This is a genomic window from Bacillus sp. RO2 (genome assembly GCF_012911845.1).
Classification (GTDB): domain Bacteria; phylum Bacillota; class Bacilli; order Bacillales; family Bacillaceae_I; genus Sutcliffiella_A.
In genome coordinates this window covers 140874-160778 of sequence record NZ_JAAXCU010000041.1, presented here as the reverse complement: position 1 = coordinate 160778, position 19905 = coordinate 140874, and the positions used below count along the sequence as shown (strand labels likewise).

Annotated in this window: 13 protein-coding genes and 1 pseudogene; 8 read left to right on the top strand and 6 right to left on the bottom strand. The window is 33.2% G+C overall.

The features are described from left to right. Window positions 1–345 precede the first annotated feature (345 nt). The 4 genes and pseudogenes from HF078_RS10845 to HF078_RS10830 all read left to right on the top strand — a co-directional run bounded on the left by HF078_RS10845 (window position 346) and on the right by HF078_RS10830 (window position 3099). Window positions 346–531 carry a hypothetical protein gene (locus HF078_RS10845; RefSeq protein WP_169291169.1) on the top strand — a complete coding sequence of 62 codons (186 nt, stop codon included), beginning with the start codon at window positions 346–348 and terminating at the stop codon, window positions 529–531. A 742-nt stretch (window positions 532–1273) separates the two neighbouring features. Then, window positions 1274–2149 carry an alpha/beta fold hydrolase gene (locus tag HF078_RS10840; protein ID WP_169291168.1) on the top strand — a complete coding sequence of 292 codons (876 nt, stop codon included), beginning with the start codon at window positions 1274–1276 and terminating at the stop codon, window positions 2147–2149. A gap of 142 nt (window positions 2150–2291) precedes the next feature. Further along, window positions 2292–2582, top strand: a pseudogene (locus HF078_RS10835) (DUF2500 domain-containing protein); the annotation flags it as partial. Continuing rightward, complete coding sequence (locus tag HF078_RS10830) at window positions 2569–3099, top strand: ClbS/DfsB family four-helix bundle protein (protein ID WP_169291167.1); 531 nt, start codon at window positions 2569–2571, stop codon at window positions 3097–3099. The pseudogene HF078_RS10835 and the gene HF078_RS10830, both read left to right, overlap by 14 nt. A gap of 133 nt (window positions 3100–3232) precedes the next feature. Here the strand turns inward: HF078_RS10830 and HF078_RS10825 are convergent, their stop codons facing one another. After that, the gene (locus HF078_RS10825) at window positions 3233–3415 is read right to left on the bottom strand and encodes a hypothetical protein (protein WP_169291166.1); all 183 of its coding nucleotides are present in this window, start codon (window positions 3413–3415) and stop codon (window positions 3233–3235) included. 240 nt (window positions 3416–3655) lie between these two features. Between HF078_RS10825 and HF078_RS10820 the strand changes: the two genes are divergently transcribed. Further along, complete coding sequence (locus HF078_RS10820; protein WP_169291165.1) at window positions 3656–4537, top strand: phosphorothioated DNA-binding restriction endonuclease; 882 nt, start codon at window positions 3656–3658, stop codon at window positions 4535–4537. Between the two features lie 36 nt (window positions 4538–4573). Here HF078_RS10820 and HF078_RS10815 read toward each other — a convergent pair whose 3' ends face one another. From HF078_RS10815 to dndB, 5 genes are read right to left on the bottom strand one after another with little or no spacing between them, the layout of a single operon-like run. Further along, a complete protein-coding gene (locus HF078_RS10815) occupies window positions 4574–5692 on the bottom strand; it encodes a cysteine desulfurase family protein (protein WP_169291164.1) in 1119 nt (372 codons plus the stop codon). Window positions 5693–5702: 10 nt separating this feature from the next. Then, window positions 5703–6074, bottom strand: a complete 372-nt coding sequence (gene dndE, locus HF078_RS10810) for a DNA sulfur modification protein DndE (protein WP_169291163.1) — start codon at window positions 6072–6074, stop codon at window positions 5703–5705. After that, entirely contained in the window at window positions 6071–8050 is a 1980-nt protein-coding gene (gene dndD, locus HF078_RS10805; protein WP_169291162.1) for a DNA sulfur modification protein DndD, read from the bottom strand. The genes dndE and dndD overlap by 4 nt, the downstream gene beginning before the upstream one ends. Window positions 8051–8072: 22 nt before the next feature. Then, complete coding sequence (gene dndC / locus HF078_RS10800) at window positions 8073–9665, bottom strand: DNA phosphorothioation system sulfurtransferase DndC (protein ID WP_169291161.1); 1593 nt, start codon at window positions 9663–9665, stop codon at window positions 8073–8075. A gap of 1 nt (window position 9666) precedes the next feature. After that, window positions 9667–10764 (bottom strand): DNA sulfur modification protein DndB, encoded by a 1098-nt coding sequence (dndB, locus tag HF078_RS10795; protein ID WP_169291160.1) that lies wholly within the window; start codon window positions 10762–10764, stop codon window positions 9667–9669. Window positions 10765–10962: 198 nt separating this feature from the next. On the opposite strand from dndB, the gene dptF reads away from it, so the two are divergent. From dptF to dptH, 3 genes are read left to right on the top strand one after another with little or no spacing between them, the layout of a single operon-like run. Next, entirely contained in the window at window positions 10963–13230 is a 2268-nt protein-coding gene (gene dptF, locus HF078_RS10790) for a DNA phosphorothioation-dependent restriction protein DptF (protein ID WP_169291159.1), read from the top strand. Between the two features lie 2 nt (window positions 13231–13232). Continuing rightward, window positions 13233–14654: a DNA phosphorothioation-dependent restriction protein DptG gene (dptG, locus tag HF078_RS10785; RefSeq protein ID WP_169291158.1), complete on the top strand. Its 1422-nt coding sequence runs from the start codon at window positions 13233–13235 to the stop codon at window positions 14652–14654. Then, window positions 14635–19893: a DNA phosphorothioation-dependent restriction protein DptH gene (dptH, locus tag HF078_RS10780; RefSeq protein ID WP_169291157.1), complete on the top strand. Its 5259-nt coding sequence runs from the start codon at window positions 14635–14637 to the stop codon at window positions 19891–19893. The genes dptG and dptH overlap by 20 nt, the downstream gene beginning before the upstream one ends. Window positions 19894–19905 lie beyond the last annotated feature (12 nt).

Here is a 19905-nt window from a genome sequence, read left to right as displayed (position 1 = left end):
TTCTAAATTTCGTTAGCCTATCCTCCAAGTCCTTTGAAAAAAATTGAACTTAATATATTTGTAATAATATTGTTAGGAGGCTCCTAATTTAGGGTTCAATAGTGCTATGTAACAAGGATTAGCACTTGTTCTATATACCTACCTAAATGAAGAATATCTTATTGTAGGAATTTATAAATTATGAAATAATTGGTATTAATTAACCTGACTAATGACATTTAATCCATAATATTTGCAGATACATAGAATAATAGGAGGCTTTAGGTTGTACATAATACAATCCATTTTTTTTGACCATATTTTTAGGATGTGGTTCTCATAAGCTTTTTTAAGATGGAGGTGTCTATGAAAAAATACGGTTTGTCCTTTATTACATTCTTCGCTTTAGCATATATCGTTTTAGTTGTGTTGGGAGTCGGGGAAACTTTCACAAAAGGGATTCATGTTTTCATCTTATCTATTATTATTACCATCATTCACTGGATGTGGGATAACTCCCAAAAACCATTCAAAAAGAAAAGGTCTGAATAGAGGAGTTTATGAATGAGTTGGTGGAGAAGGCTAGAAATTGGGGAGCGAATAATAAATGATATCCGTAGACATATAGGCGTCATTATAATACCTTACTCAATTATCCTGGAGAGAATACAGAAATAATGAAGGGGATTTATGGAATAAGGTGGTGAAAAAGGGGGCGCTAACTGAAGGGTGTATTAAGTTACACTCTGTTAATTATTATTATGGGCTTCGGACTATTTGGTTGTGATAGAGAAGAAAAAGTAAGAAGTGAATCATATGTAAAAAATGATTCTCATCAAGTAGACGACTTTAAAGTTTTAATAAATGTAGAAAATAAGGAACAAAAAAGAGGTGTGAATTTGAATTTTATGAATAATTACTGGAGGGGATTAACTTGTATTATGAAAGTATCACTTCTGCACTTTACACAATTATTTTTTGGTGGCTAATTTTTCTCATATTCCAAAGAATAAACAACCGTTACCCAGAAAGGAACTCTTGGAAAAAAGATATTACAATTACTTTTTTTCAAAGCGTAATTATTTCCTTATTAGTAGCACCTATTGCTTTCTTACTTATTAAATAAGCAAACAAGCCACACGTTATACTATTAATTTCAATTAGCCTGTTTTATTTTGGATGTGATTTTCAAAAAATTTGGAGATAAGATACATATTTTAATTAGCTCTCTTATTCAATTAGCTATGTTAAATAACTCTGGTGATATTTGTATATGCATAAAGGAGGGATTTTATTGGGTGCAGGAACCATTTATAAAGGTGAAGGGAAAACACTTATTACTCAACATTACGATAATTATCTAAAGTCGTTTGATTTTGATGTCGAGCAGATATATGTTGATACAAGTTATGGTAAAACACATATTCTTGTAGCAGGACCACCGGAAGGAAAACCTATATTTATATTTCAGGGTGGTAATTGCATAAATCCAATGACTTTATCTTGGTTTTTACCGTTAGTAGATAAATATAGAGTTTATGCACCAGATACTATTGGTCATCCAGGATACAGTGGTGAAAGTAGAATTTCTGCGAAGGACAATAGTTTTGCCCAGTGGATAAAGGAACTAATGGATTACTTTAATATAGAAAGTAGTGCTTTTGTTGGTCCGTCCTACGGCGCAGGTATTATTTTGAGATTAGCGACATTTATGCCAGACAAAATTGACTGTTCTGTTTTGGTATCACCAGCAGGAATAAGATTAGGTTCTAAGATTAGAATGATTAAAGAAATTTTACTTCCTTTAGTCTTATTTAATGGTACTTCATCACAAAAACATCTTAATAAAATCACTGATACTATGTCAGATAATAGTATGAGAGAAATAGATAAAAAAATTATTGGAGATGTATTTAAATATATTAGACTTGAACAAGAAATGCCTAAATTAACTACGAAGGAAGAATTAACACATTATAATTCTCCTACTTTAATCATAGCAGGTAAAAAAGATATCTTTTTTCCAGAAAGTAGATTAAATAAAGTAGCTAGAGAAATCATTCCAAATTTAATTGCATTTAAGACTTACGATATGGGTCATTTCCCGTCTGAAGAACACCTGATAAAAATTAACAATGATATTGTAGAGTTTTTAAAGAATTATTTTTAACCCAGTGCCTTTTTTAACTTATGGAGCTTTAATATATGGGGTTTACATTAATGTTTTTAATAAAAATATTATCCTTTATCATAGCTATTCAATTAAATAGGTTCATCGAGTTGCACCTAATGTTTATTCCATTGCAGAGTCTAGTGTTCCAGCTATTGTTACATCAAAACGGATAGATGTAACCAAAAGGTCCAATATGCATCATCATGACAACCATCACCACCATTCCTCAAGCGCACATACCAGCTATTATGTTACATTCGAGTTCGAAAGTGGAGACCGTTCGGAGTTTCATGTTGCTGGTAAGGAGTATGGGTTACTTTCCGAAGATGACAATGGAGTATTAAGTTTTCAAGGGACTCGGTATTTAGGCTTTGAGCGGAACAAAGTGAGTATTTCGGGAGGAGAGGAGTACCAAGGTGACTACAAGTGAAAAAGAAATTCTACTGATGAATAGTGAGATTAACTTTAATAGATTACTTGAAATTATTGAATCCGTACCAATCAGAAAAAGAGGCCTCTCCATTGAAACGCAAGAAAGAAATAAGAATTTTCGTGATGTCATCATTCACCTGTATGAATGGCATGCCATGCTGGAGCGATGGTACAGGGAAGGCATGGCTGGAGATACCCCGTCTATGCCGGCACCGGGTTATAAATTTAGCAAGATCGGGCTACTCAATATGCGAAGATGGGAAAACTACCAAGACGTAACATTAAATCAAGCAATGAAGAAATTGAAGCTAAGCCATGAGCGGGTGATGGAACTAATTAGATCCCATACCAATGAAGAAATCATGACAAAAAAGCACTATAAATGGACGAAAACAAGTAATTTATACAGCTATTTTGCAGCGAACACTTCGGACCATTATATATGGGGGATAAAGAAATGTGAGGGGATTGCAAAGTCAATAAATGGGGTGAAAGAGGAGCGGGTTGTGAAATAGAGAATTAAGAAAAGGTGGGTTTGGGAATGAGTTTAAGAAGACTAGGAGTAGGTGGCTGCTTTAAATGAATAACTCGGAAGCAAATAAACTCTACATATTAAAACTAGGGGGCTTAGCTTCTATTATGTAGAAATTACTCTTGAACTTTCTTTTCTTTACCAAAAACATCACTCATTAGGCGGTCGTAGAGTTTTGAATCTTTCGGGATACTGTAAAGTTCCGAATTGCCATCTAACTTAAAGCGAAGGTAGCCCTTCTCAGCGTCCAACCAAAAACGATAGTTTCCCTCTTTGTATAAGTGTTTACTCTCTTGCATATTATTCACTTCCTTTCTTCTTATATGATAATACTATTCTAAATTTTTACAAGTAACTAGTCAAAAAAGAAAATCACCTTACATGTTACCCTAGATAATCATTTAACTCTAATATTGGTGGTAATAAGTTATAATAGGGATAATTAGAAATTTGACAACGTGAATGATAGTTAGTTTTTTCGCGCGCAGCTTATTACATACTGAACGCTAAAGAGAATATATTGTGATTTGGAGGTTATTATGAAATTAGAAGAATTATTGAGTGAAATAGATAAAATTAAACTCCATAAACAAAAAATGATAGGAGCATCTTTGAAGAAGCCACTCTTATTATTACTTTTAATTTCTCGAATTGAAGAGGGGAAGGGCGAAAATAACCAATTTAGGTTTACTGAGATAGAGAAAGATCTTGATTTACTTATAAGAAATTTTGGCGGCCGTAATGTAAATAAAAGCGGTCCGGAACAACCTTTTCATCATTTGAATAGTTCAGTTATATGGGATGTGAAAGTCCCTTACGGCGTGGAATTTGATAACAAAAGAACGTTATCTAAAAGTATTCTAAGGGATCCTGAAACATATGGGTATTTCGAACCGACAATATTCTCTCTTCTACAATCTGATGAGCAGTCAAGAGCAAGAATAGGAGCTTATATATTAGAGAAGTTTTGGCCAGAAACAATACAAGCAGACATCAGGGATTACTTACAATTATCAGTAGGAATAGCCCAACCAACGAAAAAAAGAAATCAATTATTTGCAAAAGAAGTATTAGCTAATTATAGATATAGATGTGGTGTATGTGGGTTCTCTTCTGTGTTTAATAGTATTCCTTTTGGAATTGATGCTGCGCATGTATTTTGGCACGCATACGGAGGGCCAGATGACGTGAGTAATGGTATTGCTCTTTGTAAGACCCATCATTGGGCGCTGGATAGAGGGGTAATTACAATAAAACCTAAAACTTTTGAGATTGTAGTTTCTCCAAGATTTGTTGCTCAAGAAAATAATAGTATAGCTGTTCTAGAGCAACTAAATGGAAGTTTTCTCTCTGGCATTAGGGAGACTCCCCCAAGTGATTATTTTCTAGAATGGCATAATGAAAACGTATATGTAAGGTAGAAAGGGAATTGGATTTTATCCAGTCCCCTCAATTATTTATAGTTCCTTAAAAACTTCTAGATCTTCCTTGGAAATTAAACTTGATAAAGAAAATCTTAAAGTAGATCTCACTTCCTCCAAAGACAACCCAATCGCATTTAATACATGAGAAGGCTTACTAGAACTGCAAGCAGAACCAGTAGATACAGCTATAACAGGAGCTAATCCTTTAACAAGTAACTCGTTGTTCACACCTTCAAATTGAACACTAAGTACACCTGGTATTTTATTCTGATTATCGTGATTAAAAATGATTTGACCAGAAAACTTATCTCTCAGAATAGATGTTAAATAACCTTCTAGCAAGTTAAGCTTTTCAACATTTGTGGCCAAGTTACTCTTTGCGATTTCAGCCGCCTTACCAAGCCCAACAATATTATGAACAGCTAGGGTTCCGCTTCTAATTCCTAATTCCTGTCCACCACCATGCAACAATGGAGTTATTTTTGTTAATATCTCGTATCTATCTTTCCTAATAAAAGTAGCGCCGATTCCTTTGGGACCATGAAACTTATGAGCCGAACAAGATAAGAAAGTAATGCCTGGACACTCTTTTAGATCTATATCTACTTTCCCAATAACTTGCGTAGCATCTGTGTGGAAAAAAATATTTTTCTCAAGACATACCTCAGAGATTGCTTTTAAGTCATTTAGAGAACCTAATTCATTATTTCCCCAAATTATTGTTACCAGAATGGTGTTTTCTTTTATAGAAGCTTTTAAATCTCCAAGATCTATCCTACCGAACTTATCCACGTTTAAGTAGGTAACCTCATACCCTTTAGTTTCTAAGTACCTACAAGTTTCTAGAACAGAAGGATGTTCAACTTTTGTAGTAATGATATGGTTTCCTTTAGAAGAATAATGGTCAGCAACTCCTTTAATAACCATGTTATTACTCTCAGTCGAACCACTGGTGAAAATAACTTCACCATCTTGACACCCAAGTAAAGAGGCAACAGTCTCTCTGGCATCTTTTACTGCGTTTTTAGCATTTTCTGCAACCGAATAATATTTACTAGATGGGTTTCCGAATTCCTCCATCAGGTAAGGAAGCATCGCCTCTTTAACATCGGGATGAATAGGGGTGGTTGCACTATTATCTAAATAAAGCATAGTTCTTCACCTAATTCTCCATTTTTAGTAGGTTAGTAAGTAACTTTTCATAGTTCCCTGCATGTTTGTATTCATTTTCTAACAATGCAATGCCTCTTTCTAAATGGGCATTAAAGAGATCAGGGAAGTACTCTTCATCAGGTACATTCCTTTTCGCGTGCTGTCTAATCAATGCTTTGTAAACATAGTCATTTTCACCTGTCATTGCATTACGATGAATCTCTACACCTGATTTATTTTCAACTAAGTCAGGGATTAAAGGGTCGTTTAAAGATAGAGAGACAGCAATTCTAGAAAGAATATTCCATGTTAAGCCTGTGGTACTTTGAAGAAATACTAATCGATCTCCAGTTTCTTCTGATGTTTTTAATCTAAAATTCATACTCTCACCTCTGAACCTTTAAAAGGGAAATATTGCATCAGGATGTTTGTTTCTTTTCTAGCAACATTAAAGTCTAACATATATTCCTTTGAGATATAGTCTTTTAATAGCATATAGTGGTCTTCATCAATTTCTGTATCAGTTGATAAGATGATTGCTTGTTTACCGCAGTTAGGAATGAATTCTTTTAATAAAGCTGCTTTATGTGTTTTATCAAGTCTTCCTAACAGGGTATCAAAAATAAATGGTACTTTCCTTCCAGAACATTTGAAGATAGCCCATATTATCGAAATCAACAGTATCTGCTTTTCACCTGCAGACAATGTTGTTTTCTCAATTTGTTCCTTATTAGAATCTAACAGGACTACATTATATGTTTCTGGCTCAATAATGATAGAAGTGACGTAATTATGCTTTCTGAAAATCCTCTTTAACATATTAGATGATTCTATTTGTACTTCTTGAAGTTTTTTCTTTAATTGGATTTCCCTAAAGCGTCTACTCAAGGCAATTATTTTTTGAGATTCCAAGAAGGAACTCTTTGTTTTATCGTCATCTCTTAGAGTGCTTTGTATTTTTTCAATTGATATTAATGTAGCTTCTAATTTTGTTTTATTCTCTAGAAGATTCTGTTCTAGCTGATTTATTTTATTGTCAAGAATAACAATTTTCCCTTGAATAGTTTCCATGTTTGTAATCATGTCACTAAACTCATTCGTTGTATCATTGACTTTTAATTTTTCTCTTAAGGCTTGAAGCTCATTAAGCTTATTTTTGTTATCTTCAATTATGTTTTGACATGATTCTTTGCGATCGCTGCTAACTTTATGGTACATGTTTTCAATTAAACTACTCTCTGAAAAGGAAGAACCGTGAATAGGAGTAACCTCGTGCTCAGGTTTCATTAGACTTAATAGGTTATTCCTTAATTCATCACTTCGCGAAGTATCGATAGTGACAGATTCGAGAATCTTATCTAGGTTATCCTGCGTTAATTTTTTATCTAATTGTTTATAGAGTTGTAGTGATTCTTCATCTTTAATTTGTTCACGAGTATTGGATATTAAACTTTTGGTTAAGTAGAAAGGAAGAAGGTTTGAAACAAAATCTCTAATCTTCTCTTGATTTTGTTTTCTCTCCATCTCTAAATTATTCATCGTTCTAAGAATTTCTTCTCGTTCAGACTTAACTAAACCACCGTATTTTTCGAAATCGATTTTCAGACGATTATATTCATCTTCAAGTTCAGTTTTTTCTTCATACATTTGTTTAAGTTTATCGTTTTGGTTTAGTAGGTTAGTTTTAAATTCTCGTTCCACTTTGTTTAACTCATAAAGTTCCTGTTCAATGGACGCCATTTTTTTCATATCTAATGTTTGACTTGCATAAGACTCTAAATCTGACTCTAAAGTTTCGAATAGATCAAGGTTAAATACAATCCTTGATAACTTCTTCAGGTAGTCGGATAGTAAATCTTCATTAACAATCCTTGCAATTTCCTCTCCGTCAAAAAGACAAAGATCTAATAACTGGGGAGGCATAATTTCTTTAAGTTTCGATTGAAATAAGTCAGTTTCATATTCTGATAGATGCTTGCCATTCGCAATTAAATCGAACGATTCTTTTAAACTTTTATTTGTAAACTTCCAGTAACGGTGTAAAACATAATCAGTGCGTTCAAACTCATCTACCAAACTAAATTCAAGCTTAATCCTAAAATTATCTTCATTTAATCTTTTCGCATTTTGGTTTAGGATGCTTTGAACTCTTTTATAGTACTCAGCACTCTCTGTCTTATATCCATATCCATAAGAACCAAAAAGCCCTAGTTTAATGGCGTTTAATAAAGTTGTCTTCCCAGCACCATTTTCTCCGCCTACTAGGATAACATTTTTATTGTTATCAGGTCTGAAGTCAAAGTAGTTTTTTCCTCTATACGCACCAATATTCGTTAATTGGATATCATTTATTATCATGATAAAACCTCATTTTCCTTAATCATAAGTGTAAATAGTCTTGCTTTAATGCTCGAGATAAATCATCCATTAATCCTCTACGAACTTTATATCCTGCATAATCTTTCTCAATCGAAACTAATTTTTTTAGCACTTTAATATCAACCTTATATTGATCACATAATAGTTCAAGATCAGAAATTTGGTCTTTGTCAAATAAAGGACGATCATCCATTTCCCAATCTACTGAGTTTCCAATAATGTTTTGATAGATGGTAGGAATTTGATCCTCCCAATCACCGTGTTTAAACCATATCTTCCTTATAGCCTTTAACTCATCTACACTTATTAACTCATAATAGGGATCATCGGGATGGTTCAAATTCTTTTGGACCTCAAGTAATTTTGATAAAATCTCTTTTCTAGTCTCTAATGTGAATGGGCCTAAGCCTAATTGTGCGTGTTTGGTGATAACCTGGCCATCAAGAGTTTCTTCTTTATATTTGACTAAGATATTACGTCCGCCCTCTGGTGAACTTAAGTCAATATTGTATTTAGCAACATATTCTCTTAGTTCATCTCTTTCAATAACTATATATTTATCCAGAGAAACATACTCCTTCTCTCTACTTGATTTTTTGGGGATAAACACATGTGGTACCCCATCAATCTCTTCAATTTTTACATCTCTAAAATAGATTTGGCCGTTCATACGATACTTCATTCTTCTAGTACGGTCATCCCTAATTGATGCTAGCCAATTTCTGAAATCAAGGAGAGGCTTCATCCAGTCGTGTCCACTTTGAATAAACCCATTTAATGCTTTATCTTCGTTAACAACGGTACAAACCCAGCATCCAAAACGACTATTTCCACATGATCCTGCACTCTCTTTAATATTCTTATCAATGACAAGAGGACATTCACCACTATTAGAATCTTGATAGAGTCTGTGAAGTTCGTGGTTATCGTCACCCCATGGAGAAGCGTGATTTAACAAATACTCCCATACATCGTCTAGTGAAAAAGATCTTATTGGTGCATATACAAATGCATTAGATAACGTAGAATGTCTCATGAATGTTTTACCTTCTACGGTGTGTGAACGAATTACATTCCCACGAGTTGCACTTTCATCTTCACGCACACCAAGTACCATGATAACTTCTCCAAATGAAGAGACCTTATCCATAACAAATTGGTTAGCTGGATCTATTTTAAGACGATCGGTACACCATCTGAATTGTTGGTTAGGTGAAGGGTAACCTTTACCAATAATATTTACCCAGAAAGACTGTTTAATCTGTGGTTTCACTTTATGAGTTTCAATAGGTAGGTTACGATTTAACGCCTCATCTTGAATTCTTCTTAATGTCTTGGTTATGGAGTTAATAATTAAAGGTGTTTCAACTAGTGTATCGGACGAAATTACATATACCTTCTTATGAAGTTCTTCTTGAGGCATCTCACTTAATGCTTCAAACACTAATTGGACAACAACTGTAGAATCTTTTCCACCACTATAACCAACTACCCAAGGGTGACTGTCTTCTTTGTAGGCAGCTTTAATATGTTCCTTAGCCGCTTCTACATAAGGCATTTGTTTAGATAACATGTTACTGATTATTCCATTCATTTCAAACTACTCCTTGGAAAAATTTATCTTCTAGTGCTAACTCTGCTTCTGTTAAAGGGAGGTCTATTAACTGTTTAATTTTGATGGCTGTAAGTTGAATAGTATGAGTAGTCTTTTGAATTCTACCATTATGATTAAATGCTCTTCCTAGCCAATCGGCTGTATTGCTGCGATTCCAATCTATTTTTTCAAGTTTACTAATGTAGTTCTTCCAATCTCCATCATGATAAGTTCTCAAATAATTACCAACAAGGCCAATTGCTTCTATAAATACGCCATGACCAACAATAAATGTTGCACGTAAATCTCTAGTAGTTATTTCCTTTTGCATAACATAATTCCATTCCATGATAGAATTACATAAAACTAGCCAGAATTCTTTTAAGAACTCTTCATCGCTGTCAGTGATCTTATCACCTTTGCTTTTCCCTAGAAGTCTTAAATTAGTATTAAATATATGATTTAAAGCTAATATTTTTGGAGAGTTTTTAGATAGAGAAACTCTCTCTTTATCTGTATATCTAGCTAATAAAGGTGTGTTAGCGATAATGTCTTTTGTTATTAATGCTAATTTATCTCGATGGTCATACAAAATACCAATGGAAGACGTAGTATTCACCGCATGTCTATTTAAGTCAGAGAAAATTTGTTGGGATTTTTGCAAATCTTTATCATGGAAAAATACGACTGATATTGTTTCGTTACCTAGTTCAGGTGATATCTTTAAGGCTTCCTCGATTGCTGCTCTTCTATGTTGACCGTCGTTTATAAGGAAACGAGCATCTAAAGCAATCTTTAGCTGTCCGAGATCCTTAGAGCTAGATTCATGGTCATAAGGGACAAACTCAATTTCTCCGTCAATGGAAGCAGTAATAGATGAAAATACATAATCTTTTTCATTTTCAATTATGTAATTTGTAAGTTCTGGAATTCTAGATTTGTTTAAAATTCGCTGTGCTCTATGTTCAGGTGGGATCTCCTCTTCGTCAAATAAGAATATTTTAGGAATAATTCTAAGTGGGCACATAGCAACAAAGTACTCTTTACCTGCCTGAATACCTTTTATAGAAGGGAAACTATAACAAAAAGTGGCGTCCATAGCCAAACCTCCTTATTACGTACGTAATATTATACTTTGATTATAGGACAAACCTGGGAAAATTTCAATAAAAAAGCGAACTTTCATTCGTATTAAGTGGGTATTTTACCTTTCTAAATTTAATTGAGATAGTTATTTATAATGGAATTATTATGGTAAAATTATATAAAGAAGATTAAAGAAATCGGAGGCACGAGCATGGTTTCAAATAGTGAGTATTTAATGAGTTTTCTAGAAGGTGCAAATTCAGTTGCCGCTCAAACTGCTAAGAAAATGGAAGATCTGATGTTTGAAGATCCAAGTAGTTCCATTGTCAAAGCAAGAGTTTTTATAGAAGAAATACTTAAGGAAGTATTTAAGAAGGAAGATGAAGCACCATATTTAACAAGTTTGTACGATAAGATCTCCTACCTGGCTAAGGAAGGAGTAATTAAGAGAGATATTCAGCAATCTTTTGATACGATCCGATTGTCCGGAAACAAAGCGGCTCATAACGCAAAGTTCAACGATATTACGGAAGCCTACAAGCTTCATAAAGAAATGTACAAAATTGCGGTTTGGTTTTATGAAGTGTATTCGTCTGCACAAACAAAGGTACCTTTATATGACATTCCTAAGCCACGTCAGAAAGATAACATAGAAGACTTGGTAAGAAAACAAATTTTAGAAATGCTAGGAACAGGTAGCATTGAAGTGAGTCAACTTCAGCCTAATATTCCATCCATAGTTGAAGAACCTAAGGGGGATACAGGGTTATTATTAAAAGACTTAGGCGAAAGGGAAAGTTACTTATTAAGAGAATTAACTCGATTGAAAGACTCTTCCCAAGAAGCAATTGAAAATGCAAATCAATTTAGTAGTTTTAAAAATTATCTTCATGTCGATAGAAAGATACAATTAGACCTTGAGAGAATACTCGCAGCAAACAAAGAGCGTCAAGGCGGAAGTTTAATACTTTTATGCGGAAGTGTAGGAGACGGAAAATCACATTTACTTGCTTATTTAAAGAAGAACAAACCAGAACTTATGGATGATTATACAATTTTTAATGATGCTACGGAGAGTTTTTCTCCAAATAAGAACGCTATGGAAACATTGGAAGAAGTATTAAAAAACTTCTCTGACCAAAAATTAAAAGATTGTAATGACAATATTATACTTGCCATAAATATGGGAGTTTTACACAACTTTATAAATACAGAACATAACAAGTATTCCTATGAATCATTAAAAGTATTTGTGGAAGAGAGTGAGTTGTTTTCTCAAAAAATCACTACTCATTACAGCAAAGATAAGTTTGATTTGTTAAGTTTTGGAGACTACCATTCTTATGAGTTAACTGCCAACGGTACCATCTCAACTTTTTATTCTACACTATTGAAAAAGGTATGTGCCAAGACTGATCAAAATCCTTTCAACTTAGCTTTACGAGAAGATGGGAAAAAAAATATAAACACGATGGTTCATGAAAACTACAAGTTCCTCCAAAATGAATTTGTGCAAGAGCAAGTAGTCCAATTAATTATCAGAACTATTATTCAACACAAACTAGTTATTTCAGCTAGAGCTTTCTTAAACTTAATTGCGGATATTCTGATACCAGATGAAGTAATTAATAAAAACCTTATAAATGAATTTGATGTCTTAGACCATGCCCTACCAAATCTTATATTTAATAGAAAAGAAAGATCTGAAATATTAAAGGCATTGAGTAGTTTAGATCCTATACATCTTAGATCTAAATACATCGATGAAACTATTGTCGATTTAAATACCTTAAGTAATTGGTCTACAATTATTAGCGGGAATGTTCTCGACGAAATAGGGAGTAACTGGTTTTCATCGTTCAATTCGAAAAGTGATATATCGGGACATACCTTTAACGTATTCTTTGAGTCATTCTTAAGAATAACTTATTTAACCAATAAAGAATTTGTAGGGAAAATAAAAGATAAGAGCTATACCGAGTTTATAAAAAATCTATATGGTTTTAACACAGCAGACAAAAAAACTATTAGGAACTTCTATGATGAAATGAAAAACACTATTCATAAGTGGAAGGGCACTCCGAAAAAGGATTATGTTTATCTAGACCAAGCTGCTAATAAATATCGTTTAGCACAAAAACTGAATCTGAGACCAACCATTGATCATCTACACGAAAGTACAACAGAAGTGTTAGATACTTTTAAGTCATCAATCGTTGTGGGTTATAGAGACGAAAATAATAAATTGTTACTAGAAATTGATTATAAGTTATATCAACTGTTGATGAAAGTTCAAGAAGGATATAGGCCTAACAAAAAAGATGAAGAAGATGCAATTAATTTCGTGGAATTTGTGGACAAACTTATGAATTTCGGAGATAAGAAGAAAGAATTGCTTGTCCATTTTCCGAAAGATAATCGTTCCTATATATTAAAGCGAGATGAATTTGAGTCCTTTGTATTCGAAAGGGAGAATTGAGTATGGCATTAGCTAATAATAGAATTTATTTGAAGCAACTTTTTGAAACTAAGAAAAAACATGATACAGGTCAGGCGATAGATGTATTACCCTTTCTCACAAAAAGAACAGGTGCAGTCAAAAATCAATTTAACAATATATTAGGCGAATTTACACGAAGCTTAAGCAATTTGACTTTAGATGAGAAAGCTATTAAAAGGCAAGACGAGTTTTATACATCAGAAGAAGAAAACGAAATTAGTGAACAAATTGCTAACAATGTGGAGTTTAAAGAGGAAGATGAGAAGTATGATTTTATTCGTTTTTTAGATCAATATCTATTTAAAGGTGAAAAGATAAATCCAATTCACCCCTTCCTTTTTAACTATATAAAAATCGACAAAAATCATAAAAATGAGTTCGGAAAATATGCTCATTTTATGAAAGATGTACTTGTAGAAGAAAATTCTAAAGTATCCACTATATTTAAAAACAAAGAGGCAGACGATATTCTTACTGAATTAATATTAAGTAAAATGGATGGATTAAAAGAAAACAAAGATACCAATGGTGTTTTACAGTATGAGCAACTTTTAAGACCAATTAGCAGCTTATATCAAGAGGATCTATTGTATTTAAGTAAACATAAAGAATACTTCTTATCTACATTTGCTTTACTAACACATTTTTACGTTTTCATGTACGCTAGCCAGCTCGTACTTAAGTTTGAACAGTTTTCAGAAGCTAACTATGATTCCATACAGCCTCTCTACTTCGCTCTTGACTGGGAGTCAATCAGTAAAAGAAGAAAGGCAGCAGACGACCTTGAAGGTTTTAGATATGTTAAAGGAAAATCGTCTAATCTGTTCCCACATATTCATACTTTGTCCCACCTTAGTCACTTAGTATCTGAAAAAGAAATTACAGGTGAAAAGGGAGAGGTTATTTCATTAAAAACGTATAGTGAAATTACAAAATACATCAGTCAAAAAGGTGAAGAATATGAAGAACTTTTTTTAAGTGAGCTTAATATGTGGATACAGGAATACGCCGACATGTGGAAAATAAAAAATACTACTAAAGCCACTTCTGTTGAAGAAGGATTAAGAGAGCTGTTTACTTGTTTAAAACAAGGAACTAGTGCCGGTGTAGCAGATAAATATGGTAAGAATATTGAAGACTTAGGCTTTAATCAATTTATTAAAAATAGAGGTAGTTTAGGTCACATACTAAATGTAAAACATGATTTTGTTTTACTATTAACCGCAGTATCAGTTAAAGATGAAAGAATTCCTTTGAATGAATTATTTGTAGAGTTCGAGAAAAGAGGGGTTGCCTTAGATCGCTACTCCAAAAAAGAAGTAATAAGTATGTTAGATAGTCAAAATCTTATTGATAAAAAAAGTGATAGTGGGGATGCTCAGTATGTCAAACCAATTTTATAAATATATAGCCTCATTATTAATAAGTTATTTCAAAAAAGAAGGATTAAAGAATGGAGATAGATATTACCTTCAGCTAGATAGTCCTGAAGATGTAATGAATCTGATAAATGCCTTAAATAACATTGATGGTACAAAAGGCTTTAGGTATCAACATGACTTGGGAGAAAGGTATGAGACTTTCTCTATACCGTTTAAAGAAACCAATTTAGTAGTTGCTAATACATCAGATCAAGTTAAACCAGACTTTTTAGTTACTCTTCGGAACTTAGTTGGAGAGCAAAAAGAAGAATGGAAAAATACTGCCCTCTTAAGTATCGTTTCTGAGCAGCTGGATTCCATACAGGGCGGAAGTAGTGATCTTCAAAAAGAAGGAATGCCACTACATCCAAGCTTTATATATAATAAGCTCAAAAACGAAATAGAAAGCAGTGTTTTAACAAAGGTAGAACAAATAATACTACTTGAGAACTTAGATAATTTAATGGAAGACCAATTCTACCAGCAGATAACTTTTTTTGAATTTGAGGATATCTTCTCTACCCTGCAAAAAGGATATATTGATGATAAAGAGTATTACAAGTTTGGTCTCTTTAAAGATCCAGATTTAGATACATTTACAGGTAGGGAGCAAAAAGAAAGAATTACATTAAACCGCGAGCTCTTTGATTTTGTTAAAAAAGTACATGATTATGGATTAGAACAAAATGAATTAGAAAATAAGTTTGTGTTAGATGGTGCAAAAGCGTTATTCGATGAAGGATGGGAACAAACTCTATATCCAAAAGTAAAGAAATTTCATGATGATTTTAATGCTAATAAGAAAAAGGCCAAAGTAGATTTTACTGAGATAAAAGTATCCAATAAACTTAAGGTTTGGAATAGAACCTTAAGTGAAAAAGGAACAGGAAAAAGAAAAAGACATTTCATCATATTTAATCCAGATAACAACGATGAAATAGAGTTACAACTTTCATTTAGCTTTTCGGGAAGTGTTAAGTCTCTTGCGAAGGATTTCTTTAAAGTCCAAAAAGGAGATACAAAAAGTGTGGAATCAGATGTAAAGAAATCTAATATTTCTTTAAAACTGTCCCCGCAGGGTAAGAAACCATTGTTTTTAAAATTCTCCTATAAACATGATAAAAAAATCACTTTAGGAGCAGAATTCTCACTTTCTGTGTTACCAATAGAGCCAATTTATTTAGAAGCTTTTAGCTCAAAATATACAATTGATGCAGAGAATGGTGCGGTAGAGTTAAATTGTGAAGAAGAATTACTGAAATTTGGAAACGGTTATAACAAGAAAACGGTAGAAGTATCTGAAAGCAATCAAATTTTATCTGTAACTGAAGAAGAAACATTGATTGTAAGCCCACTACCTGAAGCATACGATGATAAAGATCAATTAAAAATAAATATCATGTTCGATCAAGTGACCATCCCTTTTAAGTTGACGAATGAGCTCCCTGAGTCCATGCCAATTAGCGGACAAAGGATATCTAAACTTATTAGAGAAACAGGAAAAGACATACAGTGGATAAAGGAAAACAACCGCTTAGTACTTGAGAATAGAGAGTTCTATTTTCACTCTGAGTATAGTGAGTACTTCAATTGGGAGAACGAGTTTATAGAACGCGGATTAAAAAGCGCTAGGTTTGAGTCAGATCAATTATTAGAGGATGACTTGAAAATAAGTGATGAAATGAGAGAAGCATATAGTCGATTCATTACTTATTTTAAAATTAGAAATTCCATTCCGAGTTTATGCACCATAACAGAAGATTTAAAGCAAAGATCTATAGAATATGTTAAAGCTTTTCAGGATGAAGTTAAAACTTTTACAAGTGGTACACCAGCTGGAAAAAGAGGAAGAGATTTATTCAAGTTAGGTACAATTTACTCTAATGGAACCTTTTATTTTACACCGTTTCATCCACTGATGGTTGCATACAAGTTAAAAACATATGAGTTACTTAAAAATGAAGAAGTTGATAATAGTATATTAAACAGGTTAAGCTCAGCTTCTCTAGTTCCATTTATATATGACCAAAAGGAGACCCTTTATAAACCAGAACATCAAAACGCAGCGTTAGAATGGATGCTATTTAAACCAGTTCAAAATGTATCTGTTTCCGATGCAAACCATTACTTGGCTAAAGTTGTTATAGACAAAATATCTCAATTTAAAGAACATTTTTCTTATTTGTTTATAAAAATGTCTAACGCTCCTTTGCAAATAAATGTCTTGAATATAACCAATGACAAAGAAGTATTAAAGGGAATCATAGAGTGGATGTTACTTGAAATAGATAAAGTTGGCGCTGAAAACTTAAAACCGGTTGAAGTAACTTTGTATTCTGAGGAGAATTATGAAAGTATTTTTGACCTATATGCTCTAACTAGTTCAACTGAAGAGCTTGAACAATTAACGGGTGTTAAATTAAAATCAAAAGATTATGAAGCTGACGACCTTTTACGAATAATTAGAGGGAAGCTCTTCTTTTATAAGCAGGATTTTAATGAGGAGTTAAGATATGCTCATATTTCCTTCTATAAAATGAATGCACAAGAACATCATGCTGTGCAACCGGTTAAGGATATGACAACAGGATTATCATTGGAAGGTCTCTATTCTAGCGTACCATCAATGAAAGACCAAGAAAATTATAAGAGTGGATTTGGCACTAAAGCTTATTCTATTAATGATAGTGATTGTTTAGTTTCAACATCATATTATGTAAATGAATTGTCTGCTAACTTACGAAATAATGGAAGTGATGGCTATCGTAAGGGTGAGGCTATATTATCCAGAACAACAACTGCAGATGAGGATACATTAAAAAGAATATTCCATTCATCATATTGGGTAACCTTTGTTGATCCTTCTATTGACTTGGAATTCTTCAATGAATATGAAGGTAATTTAGTTGTTATTCACTATAGTGATCAATATTCTTCTTCAAGCCGATTTGATGCAATTACAGTGACAGATAAATCAGACCAGTATTTTGCAGTTATTAAAGAATTCTTGGCACAAAAAGATGTCCAAGGCTCTGATGAAAATGTCCGAAACACTATAAAAGCTTTCAATACTTTTAACGGTGAATGGTTACTGAGAATTATCGGAAGTAAGGGGCACTTCGATCGAGAGAAATTAAGTATAATTTCTGCTATTAAATATTCGGTCTCTTACTTAGATCACAAAGACATTCTATGGATACCCATCTCATTAGAAGAAGTTCTAAGAGTAGCAGGTGCAGTTAGTTTAAGTAAATCTGAAGGTGTCTTTACTGCCAAGAACTTGCGAGTTAAGGGTAGTCACAGTGATGATTTATTATTAATTGGTCTAGAAGAAAAAGAGGGTAACGTTTCTCTTCATTTTTACCCAGTAGAAGTAAAAATTGGGTTAAATAAAGGAACAGTTATAGAAAAGGCAAAAGAACAAGTTAGAAAAACGAGAGAACTTATTTACAGTGCCTTGACTGGTGAGAATGAACATACTTTTTCAGGAAAGTTTTATCGAAATTTCTTTGCACAACTACTAATATCTAGTGCACAAAAAATTAGACATAGTGAGCTTTGGGATGAGAAAGGGTATGAATTATCCGATAAAGTTATAGAAGTACTTTTGAAGGATAAGTTTAATGTTTCTGATGAATTAAGACCTTATATTGGGGATGGAGCAATACTATCGTTCCAAAAGGATGCATTTCATAGAAGTGCCCATTTAGATGATGAAAACATTTTGTTAGTTAACCTTACGGAAAGAGATGGTTACGAAGGACTAGTATCTTCTTTAGAATCAATGAGAAATTGGATTCAAGAACAGCCCAATGATTTCGTTAAGGAAGACATGCTGTCCTATAAATATAGAAATGCAGATATTCAAATACCATCTACAAACAATGAACCAGTTACTACTGGAAATCCAAGTATTGAATATACTACGGAAACTGAAAGTAATGAGGCGAATGAGAATCATAGTGAGAATGATCATTTTCAACCCGACCAACCTGCTACTCCATTTAAAGACGTTGAAGAACTAGCAGGAACTGATGAAGTAGAGGAAGGTACTACTCCAAGTGAAGTGGTTGAAACAACACCAGTAGAAACTCGTGTTCTTGAAGATATCCGAATAAAAATTGGTACCGCTGAGAAATCTTCACATGAAATATTTTGGGAATACGGTAATAGAGGGCTTGCTAACAGACATTTGTTAATATCCGGGAAATCAGGTCAAGGTAAGACTTATTTTATGCAGTGCTTGCTGTTGGAAAAGTCAAAACTAGGAATTCCAAGTATTGTTATTGATTACACAGAAGGATTTTTACCTAATCAATTAGAACCTGAATTTGTAGAATATTTAGGGGATAAGTTAAAACAAAAAATTGTATATAGTGAGCAACTTCCAATTAACCCATTTCAGAAAAATGTAAGAGATATTGGTGGGATTCAGCTACCGGAATCAAATACAGATGTAGCTGAAAGGATAAAAAGTGTCTTTGCTGCAGTATATAAATCATTAGGTATTCAACAACAAAACGCTATATATGAGGCTGTACTGAATGGTTTAGAACAATTTAATGACGGTATGAACTTGATGAAATTAAAAGATATGCTAGAGGAAGACGGTTCTAGTTATTCAAAAACAGCATTATCTCAAATCCGCCCATTAATTGACCGAAATCCATTTAGTAACGAAAACACAATCAATTGGAAAGATGTTGTAGATAGTAACGGAGATATTTTCATCGTTCAGTTAACAGGCTTTCCACGTGATGTGCAACTAATGATTACAGAGTTTATCCTTTGGGACTTATGGAATTATTCAGTGAGATTTGGAAATAAAAATCGTCCAATGCCAGTAATAATGGATGAAGCACAAAACTTAGATCATACTGAAAAATCTCCATCAGCAAGAATTTTAACAGAAGGAAGAAAATTTGGTTGGTCAGCTTGGTATGCAACACAATTTCTGAAGTCACAACTTGATTCTGATGAACTTGCAAGGCTACAGAATTCATCACAAAAGGTATACTTCTCTCCGCCTGAACAAGAGCTATCTACAATTGCAGGTAGTTTATCAAAAGATAATCAGGAGAAGAAGCATTGGGAGACTAAATTATCCTCACTTAGAAAAGGGCAATGTATTGTTCATGGACCCGTACTTAAACCAAATGGGGAGCTATCACACCCTACGGTAACAGTAGTCGATATTAGTCCTCTATCAGAAAGAATATAGTAAAAGCCCACC